At 44.3% G+C, this 15,971-nt stretch carries 18 protein-coding genes; 4 read left to right on the forward strand and 14 right to left on the reverse strand.

What is annotated here, in order from left to right; all coding sequences use genetic code 11:
- Positions 1-11: 11 nt before the first annotated feature.
- The 7 genes from RW114_RS08030 to gshA all read right to left on the reverse strand — a co-directional run bounded on the left by RW114_RS08030 (position 12) and on the right by gshA (position 6,283).
- Entirely contained in the window at positions 12-365 is a 354-nt protein-coding gene (locus RW114_RS08030) for a hypothetical protein (protein ID WP_340122230.1), read from the reverse strand.
- Position 366: 1 nt separating this feature from the next.
- Positions 367-1,095, reverse strand: coding sequence for a KilA-N domain-containing protein (locus RW114_RS08035; RefSeq protein WP_340122231.1), 729 nt, complete (start codon positions 1,093-1,095; stop codon positions 367-369).
- Positions 1,092-1,337, reverse strand: coding sequence for a helix-turn-helix transcriptional regulator (locus RW114_RS08040; protein ID WP_340122232.1), 246 nt, complete (start codon positions 1,335-1,337; stop codon positions 1,092-1,094). The genes RW114_RS08035 and RW114_RS08040 overlap by 4 nt, the downstream gene beginning before the upstream one ends.
- Positions 1,338-1,442: 105 nt before the next feature.
- Positions 1,443-2,237 (reverse strand): DUF6387 family protein, encoded by a 795-nt coding sequence (locus RW114_RS08045; protein ID WP_340122233.1) that lies wholly within the window; start codon positions 2,235-2,237, stop codon positions 1,443-1,445.
- 170 nt (positions 2,238-2,407) lie between these two features.
- The gene (locus RW114_RS08050; protein WP_340122234.1) at positions 2,408-3,640 is read right to left on the reverse strand and encodes a tyrosine-type recombinase/integrase; all 1,233 of its coding nucleotides are present in this window, start codon (positions 3,638-3,640) and stop codon (positions 2,408-2,410) included.
- A gap of 286 nt (positions 3,641-3,926) precedes the next feature.
- Complete coding sequence (locus RW114_RS08055; protein ID WP_340122235.1) at positions 3,927-4,649, reverse strand: phosphoadenylyl-sulfate reductase; 723 nt, start codon at positions 4,647-4,649, stop codon at positions 3,927-3,929.
- 47 nt (positions 4,650-4,696) lie between these two features.
- Complete coding sequence (gene gshA / locus RW114_RS08060; protein WP_340122236.1) at positions 4,697-6,283, reverse strand: glutamate--cysteine ligase; 1,587 nt, start codon at positions 6,281-6,283, stop codon at positions 4,697-4,699.
- Positions 6,284-6,522: 239 nt separating this feature from the next.
- On the opposite strand from gshA, the gene pap reads away from it, so the two are divergent.
- A complete protein-coding gene (gene pap / locus RW114_RS08065) occupies positions 6,523-8,010 on the forward strand; it encodes a polyphosphate:AMP phosphotransferase (protein WP_340122237.1) in 1,488 nt (495 codons plus the stop codon).
- Between the two features lie 464 nt (positions 8,011-8,474).
- Entirely contained in the window at positions 8,475-9,095 is a 621-nt protein-coding gene (locus RW114_RS08070) for a helix-turn-helix domain-containing protein (RefSeq protein WP_340122238.1), read from the forward strand.
- 122 nt (positions 9,096-9,217) lie between these two features.
- Here the strand turns inward: RW114_RS08070 and RW114_RS08075 are convergent, their stop codons facing one another.
- The 5 genes from RW114_RS08075 to RW114_RS08095 form a co-directional block, all read right to left on the reverse strand.
- Positions 9,218-9,382, reverse strand: coding sequence for a hypothetical protein (locus RW114_RS08075; protein WP_340122239.1), 165 nt, complete (start codon positions 9,380-9,382; stop codon positions 9,218-9,220).
- 251 nt (positions 9,383-9,633) lie between these two features.
- Positions 9,634-10,527 (reverse strand): DNA/RNA non-specific endonuclease, encoded by an 894-nt coding sequence (locus RW114_RS08080; RefSeq protein ID WP_340122240.1) that lies wholly within the window; start codon positions 10,525-10,527, stop codon positions 9,634-9,636.
- Positions 10,528-10,580: 53 nt separating this feature from the next.
- Positions 10,581-11,033, reverse strand: coding sequence for a DUF1249 domain-containing protein (locus RW114_RS08085; protein WP_340122241.1), 453 nt, complete (start codon positions 11,031-11,033; stop codon positions 10,581-10,583).
- 8 nt (positions 11,034-11,041) lie between these two features.
- Positions 11,042-11,446 (reverse strand): 6-pyruvoyl trahydropterin synthase family protein, encoded by a 405-nt coding sequence (locus tag RW114_RS08090; RefSeq protein WP_340122242.1) that lies wholly within the window; start codon positions 11,444-11,446, stop codon positions 11,042-11,044.
- 78 nt (positions 11,447-11,524) lie between these two features.
- Positions 11,525-11,824, reverse strand: coding sequence for a PilZ domain-containing protein (locus tag RW114_RS08095; protein WP_340122243.1), 300 nt, complete (start codon positions 11,822-11,824; stop codon positions 11,525-11,527).
- A 208-nt stretch (positions 11,825-12,032) separates the two neighbouring features.
- On the opposite strand from RW114_RS08095, the gene RW114_RS08100 reads away from it, so the two are divergent.
- Positions 12,033-13,046: a tryptophan--tRNA ligase gene (locus tag RW114_RS08100; RefSeq protein ID WP_340122244.1), complete on the forward strand. Its 1,014-nt coding sequence runs from the start codon at positions 12,033-12,035 to the stop codon at positions 13,044-13,046.
- A 342-nt stretch (positions 13,047-13,388) separates the two neighbouring features.
- Here RW114_RS08100 and RW114_RS08105 read toward each other — a convergent pair whose 3' ends face one another.
- Both RW114_RS08105 and RW114_RS08110 read right to left on the reverse strand, forming a co-directional pair.
- Positions 13,389-13,886 carry a hypothetical protein gene (locus tag RW114_RS08105; protein WP_340122245.1) on the reverse strand — a complete coding sequence of 166 codons (498 nt, stop codon included), beginning with the start codon at positions 13,884-13,886 and terminating at the stop codon, positions 13,389-13,391.
- 90 nt (positions 13,887-13,976) lie between these two features.
- Positions 13,977-15,356, reverse strand: a complete 1,380-nt coding sequence (locus RW114_RS08110; protein ID WP_340122246.1) for a P-loop NTPase family protein — start codon at positions 15,354-15,356, stop codon at positions 13,977-13,979.
- 257 nt (positions 15,357-15,613) lie between these two features.
- Here RW114_RS08110 and RW114_RS08115 point away from each other — a divergent pair, with 257 nt between their 5' ends.
- A complete protein-coding gene (locus RW114_RS08115; protein ID WP_340122247.1) occupies positions 15,614-15,967 on the forward strand; it encodes a hypothetical protein in 354 nt (117 codons plus the stop codon).
- Positions 15,968-15,971 lie beyond the last annotated feature (4 nt).

The raw sequence follows: 15,971 nt of genomic DNA on the forward strand, positions 1-15,971 counted from the left end.
GAACAACCTATTTAATTTTCAGCTACCCATTTCCTCCAATCATCGGTAGGCTTCTGGTCGTTATAATCACGAAAAGTGATGCGCCACCGTCTAGCCAGTTGCTTATGAAAATGAGCATCAAGAATCAACTTAATGAATCCATGAGACTCTAATTCTTGAAAAGCTTTCTGCGCACTTCCACGACAGCAACCTATCCTTTTCTGGGCTTCGCTAATGCTGTAGGCTACAGGCTCATATTGTCGCCATTGAGTCTGTATTAATATCATTAACTTAACTGCATTTCCAGATAAAGACTCATACGCTGGGCTTCTAATCATGTCGATATTCTGGGCAATGTACCGCTGCTTTATTAGTGGTTTTGCCATATCAGCTACCTAATGCCTTGTAAGTTTTAACCCGATTGCCGTCAGCCATGCTCTGTTTATCGGCCTGCTTCATAAATAAGCATTTACGCTCTTCATAACTAAAACCAAGCTCAATCAAGCTGGTGTTATGCATCTGGAGTTTATCCATCAACTGTGACTCGGCGGAGGTCAATCCGTCCCGGACGTTTTCTATGTCGCGAGTCTGTTTGAATTTCTTGGCGGACATACCCGTCACCAAGCGGTTAATCAGGTCGCACTCGTTACTGAAATGATAAGGCTTAAGGTCTGGGTGCGCCGCCTGAATTGCGTTGGTCAGCGGTAAGAATCCTGTCCTTAGTTCAAGCCGTTGTTGTTGGCGTTGATGCTCTTCTTTCAGGCGACTATCAACCCATTTGTGCAGGTTGCGCCGGAATGTCGCGCTTAACCATCCGGCAAACTCATAGGCAAGCTCTTGATGCAACCAAGTGCCTTGATATTTTCCACCTTGGGTTATTCTGATTAAATTCTCGTTATGGGAAATCCCGTTTCCAGAATCGTTAATAATCTCTTCAATATATTCTTTAGTGGACTGAAGCCGTAAAAAATCAGCGGGTAATTTTCCAAACTGCTTGGCTATATCCGTCGCGTTAAAATAAAGCTCCTCGCTTTTTAGCAGCAAAGAAACATCAACGGTAATTTCAATGTCATTGACGGCGAAAACTTCATACTTTGGTTTTGTAGATAGGCTCATGATGCACCGCCAATTGAAGCCAGTAAGGAACGAATGACCGACACATCCCAAACTCGGCATCGCGGGGATAGTAGTTTTCCAGCCGGGTATATTTTTGCTTTTATGCCGTTGTGAAAACTTGTTCTTGAAATACCCAAAACAGCAAGAACGGAAGGCAAGCGAACATAACCCTCAATGGGTAACGGTGCGGGAGTATATGTGATTTTGTTTCGTGGTTTTTGCGGGTTGGTTTTTACAGACATGCTTTGCACCTCGTTGATTAACAAGGTTCTGCATTATAGGCATATTTTTTTCTATTTGAAGAGATGGAATTAGGGGTAATTCACAACGGGACAATATAAGTGTTTTTACGTACCGGGATAATATTGGATATTTTTCATCCCTATTTTTTCATAGTCTAACTGAGACTGTAACGCTCTATGTATTTCCTGACTAATTAACCTTTCTGCCTCTGGCTTGGTGACTTGACGTAAGCGACCAACAATATCAACATTATATTCATCGGGAAAAATTAGTTTAGCTAATTTATTTTGGGTGATTTTTTTACGTTCAATTTTTGCAATAAGTAATAAATCAAGGTATGGAATAACGCCATAACGAATCCAGTAATCAAAATCATCCTGAGTAAATAGCTTTTTCTGTGACTCAATACCAGTAACCTGTCGGCAATCTATCAGCCAACGGTTAAAATCGTTTTTAATCTGTTCGTCGGTTGCCGATAAATTGATAGTTACTCTTGTTTTTCGCTCCCAGTTGTCAATGCCGTAAGACTCAAAGGCAATTGTTTCTACAAACTCATCTTTGCATCTATCCGGCTGTATATGAATAAGGCGCTCGTCCTGAGCCATATCCCATACCTCATATAGTGTTAAGTCACAAACTGAACTCCGTGGAAATTTTGGCTTATCATCAATAAAAATTGAAGAAAATCCTTCCTTCAAACAAGCTACTGCATTGTCAAGGAACACTAACAAATTACCATCCACGATGTTATTCGGAAGAACATAATTCTCGTATTTTTCTACAGTCTTATAAAAAATCCAGCGATCATTAAGCAGAATTGCCCAGTCCTCAAACGACTTAATTTTTAATTCTTCGTAATTTTTTAAATCAAACCAGCTTGTATCAAGATCATCCGCCACAGATAACACTCCGTCAAAGCGTAAGCCGTCCTGAAAGGGAATAACCGGAAGCGGGGGACGAATCCCACTTATTAGCCGCTAAGCCTATCCGGTTGAATAATTATATCAGGATTGCAGTTTTTCGCATTGCTCCAGCATCAGTATGAGTTACCCGATCTTCTTAAACGCTATCACCTGAGCGCCATTTTATTAATCGGCACTACATCAGCACTCTGCCTTGGGGTATTGCAAAACCGCGCCCATTCTTCCATTAACCGGCTGCGCTTTTCCAGCAAGTCACCACGTCGATATGCTGCCTCAGTTAGATTTTTAATGGCATGGGCTAACGCCATTTCTACCACTTCGCCAGGATATGCCGTGGATTCTGCCGCCCAGTCTCGGAATGTTGAACGAAAACCATGCACCGTAATATCAGACCGATCCATGCGTTTTAATACCGCCAGCATTGCCATGTTGCTCAAGCCTTTTTTATTGCCGGGAAAAACATAATTATTAAGGCGAACAGCTGCCATTTCATTCAGGATATTTAGAGCATGGCCGCTTAATGGCACCCGGTGTTCCCGTTCTGCTTTCATTCGAACCGCTGGAATAGTCCAGGTTTTCGCGTCCAAATCTATTTCATCCCAAGTAGCGCCGATGGTTTCCCCGGTTCTTGCTGCTGTCAAAATAGTAAACTCAAGACATTGAGCGGCTATTCCGTTCTGCTGGTGTAACTGCCCAATAAACCCGCTGACCTCTGTATAAGGAAGCGCCTTGTGATGTTCGGTTTTTTGAATCTTGCTTGGTTTAGCCAGGAGCTTATCAAGGTGGCCGCGCCATCGTGCAGGGTTCACGCCCCCTCGATATTCGTGAACGGTAGCCCAATCTAAAATGGATTCAATACGCCCACGTACCCGCCCAGCTGTTTCATTCTTGGTTAACCAAATCGGTTCAAGGCATTTTGTGATTAATCCGGTATCAATGGCTTTAACGTCCAAATCTCCGAATACAGGGAAAGCGTATTGTGAAAGCGTATTTTGCCATTGTTGAATATGTTTTGGGTTTTTCCATCCAGCTCTATGCGCGTTGATATAAGCATCCGCGCATTGCTGAAAGGTCATAAACTTGGCTCGTTGTGCTTTGTCCTCGTTGGCTTGGCGCTGCCTTTCGATTAATGGAGCAATGCCGCTCTTTAGCTGTTTTCGCAAAAGGTCCGCTTTATCTCGCGCCTGTTCCAAGGTCATATCACTTACTGAACCCAAGCCCATCTCGACGCGCTTACCGTCCTTTTTATAATAAAGCGCCCAGGTTTTAGTTAAATTTTGGCTCACCCTTAAATACAGATTTCCACCGTCTGAAAAATAACCCGGTGTTTTTTTTGTTTCGACGGTTCGCGCTGTCAACTTATTTTTAATTCTGCTCATGCTATACCCCCAATCCTTGCCCCACCTCTTGCCCCACCTTTGGCGCTGGATTACAGTATATTTTAATGAATATCGTTGAACAATCTTTTTATAACTTGCTGTTATTTAATAGTGATTTAAGCACTTATTGAATCTTGCTGAATTACAGTTGGGCGGACTGCTTCTCCGCCATATACAAAAAAAAGCAACTTACCTTTGGTAAGTTGCTTTTTTTTTGCTTCAACATATGTCAAATTGACTGGCTAACCAGTATTATTGCCACAACGACCCAATCATCTATCGACAATTACTTTTTCAAATTTCCCGCATGTAATCCGCATTCTTTTTTTGTTCCCTCTTCCCACCACCAACGACCGGCCCTTTCATGTTGATTGGGCAGTACGGCACGGGTGCAGGGTTCGCAGCCTATACTGGTATAGCCTTTTTGATGTAATTCGTTATAAGGAACCTGGTAGGCTTCAATATAATCCCAGACCTGCGCCGAACTCCAGTTCAGCAAGGGATTGAATTTAACCAATTGATGCTCGGCGGTGGAAAAGGCGGTGTCTATCTGTACTTCGGGAACGGCTTGCCGGGTATCCAGACTTTGATCTTTGCGTTGACCGGTAATCCAGGCGTCTACCTGCGCCAGTTTGCGTTTTAACGGTTCAACCTTGCGGATACCGCAACATTCCTGATGTCCATCTTCATAAAAACTGAATAGACCTTTGTTTTTAACGAAGCTGTCCAGTACGTCTCTGTCCGGCGTCAATAATTCAATATCGATGTGATAATGTTTCCTGACTTTTTCTATGAAACGATAGGTTTCAGGATGCAAGCGTCCGGTATCCAGGGAAAAAATCGGTATGTCTTTTCTGATAGCCAAGGCCATATCGATCAGTACCACGTCTTCTGCACCGCTAAAAGAGATGGCGATATTATCGAACAGCTCTAACGCCTTTTTCAGTATGACGCGCGGATTTTTATGATCCAGTTCGGCTTGTAGTTGCTCTATGTTGAAGAGTGTCATGATGTTTTCCTTGTTGCTACGCCATACGGCTTTGTAACTGGATCCAATTACGCTTGCAAAAAATACTGTTTCAAAAATTCATCAAACGGTATTTGATCTTTACTTTCGATTTCTTGCTGTTTGGCAAGGGATTCTGCGGCCATTTCGTTAAATTGTCGGCTGTTGTTTTCATCCAGTATATTACTTTTAAAATACTGCGCGTGTTCAGCAGAGGTGTTTAATGCAAAACGGGCAAACGGCTGTTGAAGCTGCGTCATCTGCTCCAGTATTCGTGCAGAGGCTGTTAAATCTGGATTTTCGACTAGCCGCTGCTGTTTTGCCAACGCTGAACTATACGATTTATCCGCATCATTTTGATCGAGAATGGCACATACCGGCTGCATGGATTCCAGGATTTCAGTTGCCCATTCCTGCAACGGTATATTCTGCTGACCTAGCTCAAGTTCCAACCCCGGTTTTCTGCCGTAATGGGCAACGGCCAATTGGTTGGCGTTGTTAACTTGATGTTCCTGATCTGAAGTTTTCGGACTATCCTGCAACAAACAGGTGAGCAGCAGCGCCTCTATAAAACGGGCTTTATCTTCATCGATGCCGATAGGATTAAACACATCCAAATCCAGGGAGCGCATTTCAACGTAACGAACCCCGCGACGTTTAAGCGCCAGGGTCGGTTTTTCGCCGGATTCGGTAATTTGTTTAGGCCGGATAGTGCTGTAAAACTCGTTTTCAATCTGCAGGATATTGCCATTCAGTTGACGGTATTCGCCATCGACCAGCGTACCGATTTTTTCGTACTCGGGATAAGGCGTATTAATGGCCGCACTCAAGCTGCTGACATAGCCGTCTATTGAGTTGTAATCGATTCTCAGGTTAGCTTGGTTTTTACTTTTGTAGCCGATGTCGCTCATCCGTAACGACGTCGCATAAGGATGATAAAGTGTGCCGTGGTCGAATTCTTCAAATTGCGCCATTAATGCCGGGCGACTGTTGAAGAAGTTTTTGCAAATGGCTGGCGATGCGCCGAATAAGTACAGAATTAACCAGCCCATGCGTTGGAAATTCCTGATTAAGCCAAAGTAGGCATCGGCTGTAAACTGTTCCAGATTCAACCGGCTGTTTTGTTGTTGATGCAAAACCGGCCACAAAGCTTCAGGCACGGAATAATTAAAATGAATGCCGGCAATGGACTGCATGGTTCTGCCGTAGCGATGCCATAAACCGTGCCGGTAAACATGCTTCATCCTGCCTATGTTGGACGATCCGTATTCGGCAATAGGGATGCTTTGGTCGCCGTCAATGCCACAAGGCATACTGGCGCTCAGCAGCATTTCATTATCCAGATGCTGATAAACGAATTGGTGTGTGCGGTGCAAATAGCCCAGCGAGTCTTCTATATCGGCAAACGGCGGGGTAATCAATTCGATCAGCGCTTCGGAGTAATCGGTAGTGATGCACGGATGCGTCAGCGCGGAACCCAATGCCTTGGGATGGGGTGTCTGGGCAATAAACCCGTCTTTGGCTATGCGCAGACTTTCTTTCTCTATCCCTTTAAGTCCTCCGCAAAGCAACTGCTGCTGGCCGCTTGCGTTCAGTTGATCCAAGCGTGTTGAAAGCGCGTTATTCAAATCAGTCATAGAATGGGTGCATGCCCTGTAGTCCTTGTATGCGAGACATTATAGAGGGTTTAACCGATTGAAGAAATATTATCGCGGATATGAACCGGTTTTTGATGAGGTCTTCATGATGCTGTTAACGCCGCAACAGCTCGTCGAAAAATCAATCGAGATGCCGTTGCTTTATTAACAATAAACTTAAATGATAGCATCTATAATCTTTGTATTTGATTTTCGGATAAACCACCCGGGAGATCGTCATGTTTGAATCGGCAGAGCTTGGACACAAAATAGACAAAGCAACTTACGATCTGGAAGTGCCCACACTGCGCGAGGCGCTGCTGGAAGCGCAGATTGATTTGGCAAAGCTGGCTAAATTTCCGGTCATTATTTTGGTTGGCGGCCTGGATGGCGCGGGACGGGGCGAGACCGTCAACCTGCTCAATGAATGGATGGATCCGCGTTTTATCCAAACTCACGGCATGGGCGAACCCTCGGATGAGGAGCTTGATCGGCCTATGATGTGGCGATTCTGGCGTGAGCTTCCGCCTAAAGGCAAGATCGGCGTATTTCTCGGTTCCTGGTATACCTGGCCGATTCTCAATCGCGTGACGGGTAGCACCAAGGCGGCTGATCTTGACCAAAGTATGGAGCGCGCCAAACGCCTGGAAAAGATGCTGACCGACGAAGGCGCATTGATGCTTAAGTTCTGGATGCATTTATCCAAAGACCGTCAGGAAAAACGCTTGAAACTGCTGGAGAAAAATCCGGAAACCCGCTGGCGTGTGACTAATCGCGACTGGAAGCATTTCAAGCTATACGACAAGTTCCGTATCGTGCATGAAAGCGTGATACGGCACACCAGCACGGCTGAAGCTCCGTGGACTATCGTTGAGGGCTACGATCCGCGCTACCGCAGCTTGACCATAGGCAAGGTGATTCTCGACGCGATACGCAGACGCCTGGACGATGTCGACAACAAAACGCTAGAAGTTATTGCACCGCCCCCGCTGCCCTCAATTGACCAACTTGACGTTTTAAAGACACTCGATCTCAACCAGAAGATTACCAAGAAAACATTTACAGCTGAACTGGAAAAATATCAGGGCAAGCTCGCGTTACTGACCCGCGAAGCCAAGTTTAAGGACATCACCGTAATAGCCCTATTCGAGGGCAATGATGCCGCCGGCAAAGGCGGCGCCATTCGCCGCATCACCAGCGCCCTGGATGCGCGTTACTACAATATTATTCCGGTTGCCGCACCGACCGAGGAAGAACGAGCCCAACCTTATTTATGGCGTTTTTGGCGGCACATTCCCCGACGCGGACGGGTACTGATTTTTGATCGCTCCTGGTATGGCCGCGTATTGGTCGAACGTGTTGAGGGTTTTTGCTCAAAAGCTGATTGGATGCGTGCTTACAGCGAAATCAATGATTTTGAGGCTCAGTTGGTGCGCCACAATATTGTGGTGGTCAAATTCTGGCTGGCGATCAGCAAGGATGAACAACTTGAGCGCTTCAATGCGCGCGAAAAAATCGGTTTTAAACGCTTCAAGATTACCGAAGACGACTGGCGCAATCGTGACAAATGGGATGACTATGAACATGCAGTCTGCGATATGGTTGATCGCACCAGCACCGAAATTGCGCCGTGGACGCTGGTGGAAGCCAACGACAAAAACTTTGCACGAATCAAGATCTTGAAAACCTTATGCAAGCAAATTGAAGCGGCAATGCAGAAAAAATAGCCTGCAGGAAATACTTCCTGTCGATTTAAAATGCATCTCATATGTTAACGGTCTTACAAAGTTCGCTATCGATAGCATCGGCAAAACGTTGATAGTAACAAGGATGCGTTATTTCACTCAAATAGTCACCTTGGGCAAAAATAGCCGGATGATGCTTGCCATCACTAACTGCAGCGGAATACCCGCTATGCTGCGGCGAACAAGAGAAATACCATTTAATTTATATGCTTTTAGATGAGATAATGAATTCCTCCGATAAGTTGGTCATCAGAAAGTGCATACGGATTTCTTGTGACCAAGTTAAATTTTAATTAATTTACTTTTTATCTCAGCACTCTCTTTCCCGTTTTAAAATAATGCTAAATTCAACAACGTCCACTTCATCAACCACTAAAACAGCAGTCACTTGCGCAAACTGTAACTTGGATAATTTGTGCATTCCTAAAGGACTACCTCGGTCGGAAGTGGGTGAACTCGCCTTGTTGGTCAATCGAAACAATATACGTCAAAAGGGTGAGGCTATATATCATGTCGGCAGCCCATTCAGGGGAATAATTGCCTTGCGTTCCGGAAGCGCCAAATTACTGAGTTTTGACCAGAATGGCAATGAGCTGGTCGTTGATTTCATTCTTCCTGGAGAATTACTTGGATTTGACGGCTTGTCGTCGCAAATCCATAACTGTACCGCTATAGCATTAGAGACAGTGAATTATTGCCATTTGCCTGCCTATAAAATAGAGATATTGGCCATCAATACCCCTGGTTTAAGCCAAGTGTTGCTGCAAAGATCCTGTAATCAATTTGATGCTCAAGTACAAAAGATGATGCTAAGTCGCCGATCTGCTGAAGAGCGCGTAGCTTGCTTCATTGTGCATATTTCAGATCGTTTGAGAATACGAGGCTACTCCAAGCTGGAATTTCGCCTGAGCATGTCACGGGAAGAAATAGGAAATTATCTGGGAATCGCGCATGAAACGGTCAGCCGGATCATTCATCTCCTTCAAGCGCGGAAGCTGATAGAGGTTAAATCCAAACAATTGAAAATAACAAACAAAAAAGGGCTGTTTAGCTTCTATACAACTTGATCACTAAACAGCCCAGACTTACGAGGATTTAATTAAACTTCCGCAGGCAACACAACTCAGGCAGGCTTTAAGTTGCGCTATATGCGGTAAAACGAAAACTACGGCTAAGAGGAGAAAGCCCTTTAGTTTCTATACGCTGAATGAGAGGAATCTTCAGCGATTGCTTTTGCTGCTGATTCGTACTTATCATGCTCACCGCTTTTAATCATAACCACAGTAACAACCACGGCTACAACAAGGCCGGCTACATAAATCCAGAAATTATCTTTTTCTTGTATTTCACTCATAGTAACTCTCCATCTATTGATTAAGGACAACAGTTGATTGGCATCAACGTGCGGCTATTTAAACAAAGTGTGCAATAAAAAAATTGAGCCAGATCAACAAATGTTTGTTTATTGGATTCTACCCAAAATGCAGCCTGAGGATTAAGGATTGGTTGCGACAAGGTTCGAACGACTACATCGGGTAGTTGCCGAGAACCCCCGCCATTTTATTTTGATGAACGTGTTGTTGACGGTCTGCATACTAACTGCCGTTAATGATGTGGATGCAGCTTGCTGACGGCTTGAAAATTCCATGGCTGCGGCTTAACTGCCGCCTCCAAAGCCGCTTCGGTGCGATCATCCAGTCGGGCAAAAAAATCCAGGCCGGTTTGCGCTTCTATGACATCGATGCTGGTCACAAATTGCGCCAGCGGCTCTTTGCCGTTGACCGTTTGCGGGATTAAAAAGGCCAGAGCAATAGACTGCTTTCCGGGGGCAGCTTCGGTGATATAAATTTTGTAAAATGCATCCGGTATTTCCACCGTCCAATCCGAACTCAAGCGCTCAACCGTCCCGCTAAAAACCGGACCGGTAATCACCCACACTTTGCCGAATACTTTGGCAAAATGCTTTATTTCCGCCTCCTCCAAACGCTGCCACAGTTGCTGATTGAGCTTGGGTTTTTGCGGGGTGATGTTGGTCATCAAAAAACTGTCGGTCTGACCTTCCCTGCCGTACAGATGACTGATCGCGTAATTCGGTGCCATGTGTCCTCGGTCGTAACCGCTTTTTTGATAGCTGTCGTGACTGACGCGATTGATGCCACGCCAGTCGGTTTCAAAGCGATTGGGGCGCTTTAAGGACGGCGTACTGGCTTCCGTGGTCAATGCATACTCCACCCACAGCGGATTACCGCGCAAATCCGAATAACCCAGGATAAAGCCATGATTGCGCAATATACGAAACCAGGTATCGATGTTTCGGGCATCGCGGACTTGCGGCACGCCTTGATAAAGCAATGCGGGACGGGCAATTTTGACTTCATAACCATAGCCGCCCAAGCCAATGACAAGAATAATCAGCAGCAATACCGGATGTTTGCGGCCTAAGCTGAATAAGCGGAGCAATAATTTAAGCAGGCTGAGCGATGAGTTTTTTTTGCGCATTAGCGAATAGTTATTTAAAAGAGCGATTCGACAAGGCTTACCCCACGAACGGCTTAAGCTAATACTAACTTTGCAACGTTAGGGCTGAATAGATAGTCATTTTTTAAACAATGATCCAACCATTTTTGCAAAAAATAATTTAATCGCCATTTGTAATTCATGATTTCACGGCTTAATCCGGGATCTTTAAAAACTTGCGCCACACCGGCTCGGGCATGATCGCTTAATACTTCGGCCAGTTGTGCATCCAGGTAAACCCTGATTTTTACAGCGGGCGCCATAAATTCATCCCTGTTTTTATTAAAACAGTGACTAAGTTCTACGGTTAAGGTATGCGGCGTACGCTCAATGATTTCAAGATGCAGCGTCGTATGATGAGGGGCAAGACCAATGGCTGTTTCTTTAAACACCATTAAATCTGGAATTAACTTAAATAACTTTTGATAGTTTGATTCGCAGACTTGTTCCAGGCAGATTGATTTGTTGACCGGATTGACAAAACTCATGATCGATATCAGCTTTCCCGGTAGCAGGCTGCCGCGCTGGCGGTTTCCCATAACACCACCTGAGCAACGTTAAAACCGGCCTGTTTGAGATGCTGATAAATCATTTTACTCAGGACTTCTGCGGTGGGATGTTCGTCAAGGGCAAGAAAGCGCTCCTTGTTTGCAATGAGCATGGGGATGATCGGGTCATCTTTATGCAGCAGGAAATTATGATCGAGCTGTAGATCTATGTAGGCCTCAACACAGTCCTTAATATCGGAGAAATCGCAGACCATGGCTTGGTCGTTAAGCTGTTCCTGCTCTATGGAAATCGAGGCCTTAACGCTATGTCCATGTAAATTACGGCATTTGCCGGGATGATTCATTAACCGGTGTCCATAACAAAAATACACCTCTTTGGTAATCGTATACATAATTAAAATACAAGCAGTTCTAGTGATAATCAATAACAGGAGCCTTGCCTAGATAAACGTAAGCAATGGACATGAATTTTAGTCCCCTTTTATACTCTTTATGGTGGCGGCAATCTCGTAGCTGCCGTCGTCCTGTTGGGTACTTCTGATAACTTCGATAAAAGCGGTCATCGAGGGAGTGAGTGTATTTTGGGGAACGACGTTTATTTCCATTGCTTTACCCGTATCAAAAGAACGGTCGGCAATAAATGAAACGCCGGCGCCACTGATGGATGAACAGCGTCCCTGATATAACTCATCTGAACCCGCAAGTCTGTAGGTAACTTCACAGTCTATTTCCATTCGAATATAATTTCGTTTTTCATCATACCCTAACATGTCATTTCTCCGGTCAAATTTACAGTTATGGCGCTCACTAGGTGAGCTGTATGGCCTTGGCTGCGAAGTTTACTATAAAAAGCAAATAATAGAGCATGATTTGCAATAGAGCTATAAATTGAGCTATTCCGCTGGATATTAACCTGAATTTAGGTAATATGGTGTCAACTTTTAGCTCTTAAATAAACAGACTTCTGAGTATCGTCTAATGAATAAAGCAATCATTTTAACCGGAATCACCACCACAGGTACGCCGCATTTGGGTAATTATGTCGGCGCTATCAAACCAGCCATTGCGGCGAGCAAGAACGCAGATGTCACGCCCTTTTATTTTCTGGCCGACTATCATGCGCTGATCAAATGCCAGGAGCCGGAAAGGGTCAGACAGTCCAGCCTTGAAATTGCCGCAACCTGGCTGGCTTTGGGTCTGGACACGTCAAATGCGGTTTTCTATCGACAGTCGGATGTACCTGAAATCATGGAACTTTCCTGGATGTTGACCTGTGTTGCGGCAAAAGGCCTAATGAACAGAGCTCACGCCTATAAGGCAGCGGTTGCCGAAAATGAGCAGGGCGGCGAGGGCGATGCCGACAAGGGCATCACCATGGGCTTGTTCAGTTACCCGATATTAATGGCCGCAGATATGCTGATGTTTAATGCCAATAAAGTCCCGGTAGGCAAAGATCAGATTCAGCATATCGAAATGGCCAGAGACCTTGCCGGACGGTTTAATCATATTTACGGTGAACATTTTGTGCTGCCGGAGGCGGTCATTGAAGAACATGCGTCAACCTTGGCGGGCATGGACGGGCGCAAGATGAGCAAGAGTTATAACAACACCATCCCGTTATTCGAGCCTGAAAAAAAGTTAAGAAAACTCATTAACAAGATTAAAACCAATTCACTGGAACCGGGCGAGCCTAAAGATCCCGAGGGTTGCACTTTATTCGGCATTTATCAGGCCTTTGCTACCCAGGCCGAAGTGGCTGAAATACGCCAACGTTATGCAGACGGCATCGCCTGGGGGGAAATGAAGCAGACATTGTTTGAGTATATTAATGAACATATCACACCGGCAAGAGAGCGTTATGAGGCATTGATGCAGGCACCTGAACATATAGAAGAGCAATTGCAGGAAGGCGCTCAAAAAGCACGCGCAGTCAGCGTGCCGTTTATGCAGGAATTGCGTAAAGCAGTCGGGATTTCTCCGGTTTCTTTGTGACGCCGCTGACGTGTAGTGTGTTGGGTTAGCGTTAGCGACTATGAAAGAATGAATGAGTACGGCATAAAAAGTACTATTAACCATGAAGTTCATGAAGGACATGAAGAAAAGACCAAGTCAATCAATGCATTAAATCTTCATGCTCTTCATGTGCTTCATGGTTATTTCTTCTATATCGAATACTTTCACAGTCTCGTTAGCGTAACCCATGTGTTGGGTTACGGCTAACGCTCCTGCATAACCCACAGGGATGTGGGGAATGCAGAGAAATGACGGGATCATTTCCTGTCCATGCAGTTGCAACCCAACTTACGGGCTGTTTTCGAGTCAGGGGTAGACTGGTTACAACAGCTGCCCCAGTCCAAAGGCACCTAAATAAGAAACGATAAAATAAACCAAAGACAAGATTAGACTGGCGAAAACATTGATGGACAGAACTCGCCTGATAATATTTGTCACCAAAACAAATTCCCACAACAAAAGCAACCCCAAAAAATAATAACTTAAAATATCTTCGCTGACGGTTAGCCAAATCAACACCGGTATGAGAGGGAGGGCGACTATATTTGCACAAAGTAAAATCGCTGTCGCCACTTGTATATAAGCATATAACGTCCTATTAAAGAACAGCATCACACCTATAAATGTCAGTGCTAATAACGTCTCTATGCTAACTTCAACAAATGATTCCAGCGGGTCGGTAGTCATGTTGGTTTGCATGAAATACGCAATCACGAAATAGAACAACAGATTCTGTTTAAAAAAACCGAGTGATCTCGGCAACTCCAACGGGTTGTTTTTTAGCCAGCATAACGGCAAGTATTGCTTTAAAACTTCCATAGCTACCTAGAGTTTTACTTTTACAAACTGTTTATATCCACCGAGTAACAAATACCCCGGTGAACATGAGCATATTTAATTAAAACCCGCCTAATCCGAATCATTGGTTAAGGATTCTCCATCATAGGTACTAAAATCATCATTCAATAACTGTACCAGTTCTTTGGTTTTATTGGATACCTGAGTCAGGCGGAGTTTTGTTTTTTTATTCCAGCCGATGGGTTCGGAGATCGGCAGCATCATGCGACTGAAGGTCATATTTTTTTCAAAAATACCCGCTAAATTTTCCATTAAATGGAGTTCTTTTTGACGTCTATTCAGTTGATTGATTGTTGATTTCGCATGGATCTTGCTGAACATAATGTGCATAGGCGTCATGATTGCTACCAGCGTAATAACTATTGCAGACCCGATGATAGGATCTAGCAATAACTCCAGAATACCGGCTTGTATTTCAGCGAAAATGGCCAGGGTAGCAATAAATCCGAGCACAACCAGACTGGAAAATGCTGCACGCTCTTTCCATTTCACGATAGCTTCTTTGACTTCCGGTATCACCACGTCATTAATCTCACGAATATTTTTTTCCAGTGAATTCAACACGCGGTAAGTACGGTCATGCCCTACATTGGCTATACACTGGTCTATCGCTGAGAAGTCGACAGGGGTTTGAGGACTGACACTGCCTTCCTGGCCAGGCAGAACCATGAATTGACCGGTATTTAATCCCAATCCGGCCAATTTTCTTTGCCATGAAGAGATGATTTCGCTGTTTGTAGTCGAATTCATCATCGCTGCAGGCTTATCTATCAGATAAACAAATTTATTGGAATCCTGATGGAAAATGATGCTTTCTATTAGCTCATCGACCAGCGGCGATATTGAATCAAAGACATCGGTAAAAATAAAAACCAGATCCGAAGTTTCAATGATATGTCTTGTCAACAGCGACGTAACCGGATTAGGCGGTGCTGCACTGATATTGGGCGCATCAATAAATAACTTACTTTTCAGGCGGTCGCTATTCAGTGTTTTTAATTCCAGATAAGAATTAATCCGGTCCCCCTCGCCTTTTTGCTGCTGCTCGACTTTATGACTAATTTGATAAAAGGGGAACCGATGGTCTACATCCAGTGCAGTACCGGGCAAGGTTGTCGGGTTGGACTGATTATTATGCAGCAACACGGTAAATTTATGGCTGGCTGTTTGAATGCCGGAAAACTGGCTATCCGCCGCCAGATAATGATTAATAAACCGGGATTTAGCCGTTGAATTGCCGCCAATGAAGCTAATTATTGGCCACCATGAATTTTTACTGGCAGTCGTTTCATCCATGTCGATGAGCCCTAGATCATATTCAATTTGATCGAGCTCCTGAAAGACTTTTGAGGCTTTCAGTAATATCGGATTGTCAGCGGCGAAATGTTTTTCAAGGTTAAGCAGATATTTGCTTGCTGTCTTTTTAGTCATCTGTTTGACACCGTATTTGTTGATTTTTTATGGATACAAAGTTAATAAAGTATACACCTAGAATGGGCGAGCAATACAAAAAACAAGGAGGGGAAATAAGGCGTTCTATTGCCGTAAAATTAAAAAATATTGATCTTTTTACACCCGAATAAGCTTATTTCATAGTATATTGTGGTTCGATTATTGAATATTGTAAGCATGGTTTAACAAATAAAATGATGTATGTGAAGAGTTTGGTTATTCATCGAAGCTTGGTATTGTTTACTATTGCTTCATTAATATCAGGCTGCGCTGTTCCGTTTTTGAGTGGGTATGGCACCAACGGTCAGTCACTTGAAGAGTTTGAGTATCACGTAGAAGAAATTTTCCGTTTGCAAAATCGAATGACCAGTGAGGTGATGATGATGCTGGAAAGTGAGGAGGCCAAAAAATACCAGGCATTGATGCAGGCTGAGCAACATATGCAACAGATATGCGCTGATCTCAACGAATATGTTTCTCGTGATATAGACGGCTTAAGCAGCGGGCTTTTTTTGCGTCGGCGGGTTGAGAAATCAGCTATCGACTGCGAACAAGCGGCAATGGCTATCAAACCGCTGTTGAACCCTTAGCGCA

Origin of the sequence: Methylobacter svalbardensis, from assembly GCF_037671525.1 — a bacterium.
GTDB lineage: Bacteria > Pseudomonadota > Gammaproteobacteria > Methylococcales > Methylomonadaceae > Methylobacter_A > Methylobacter_A svalbardensis.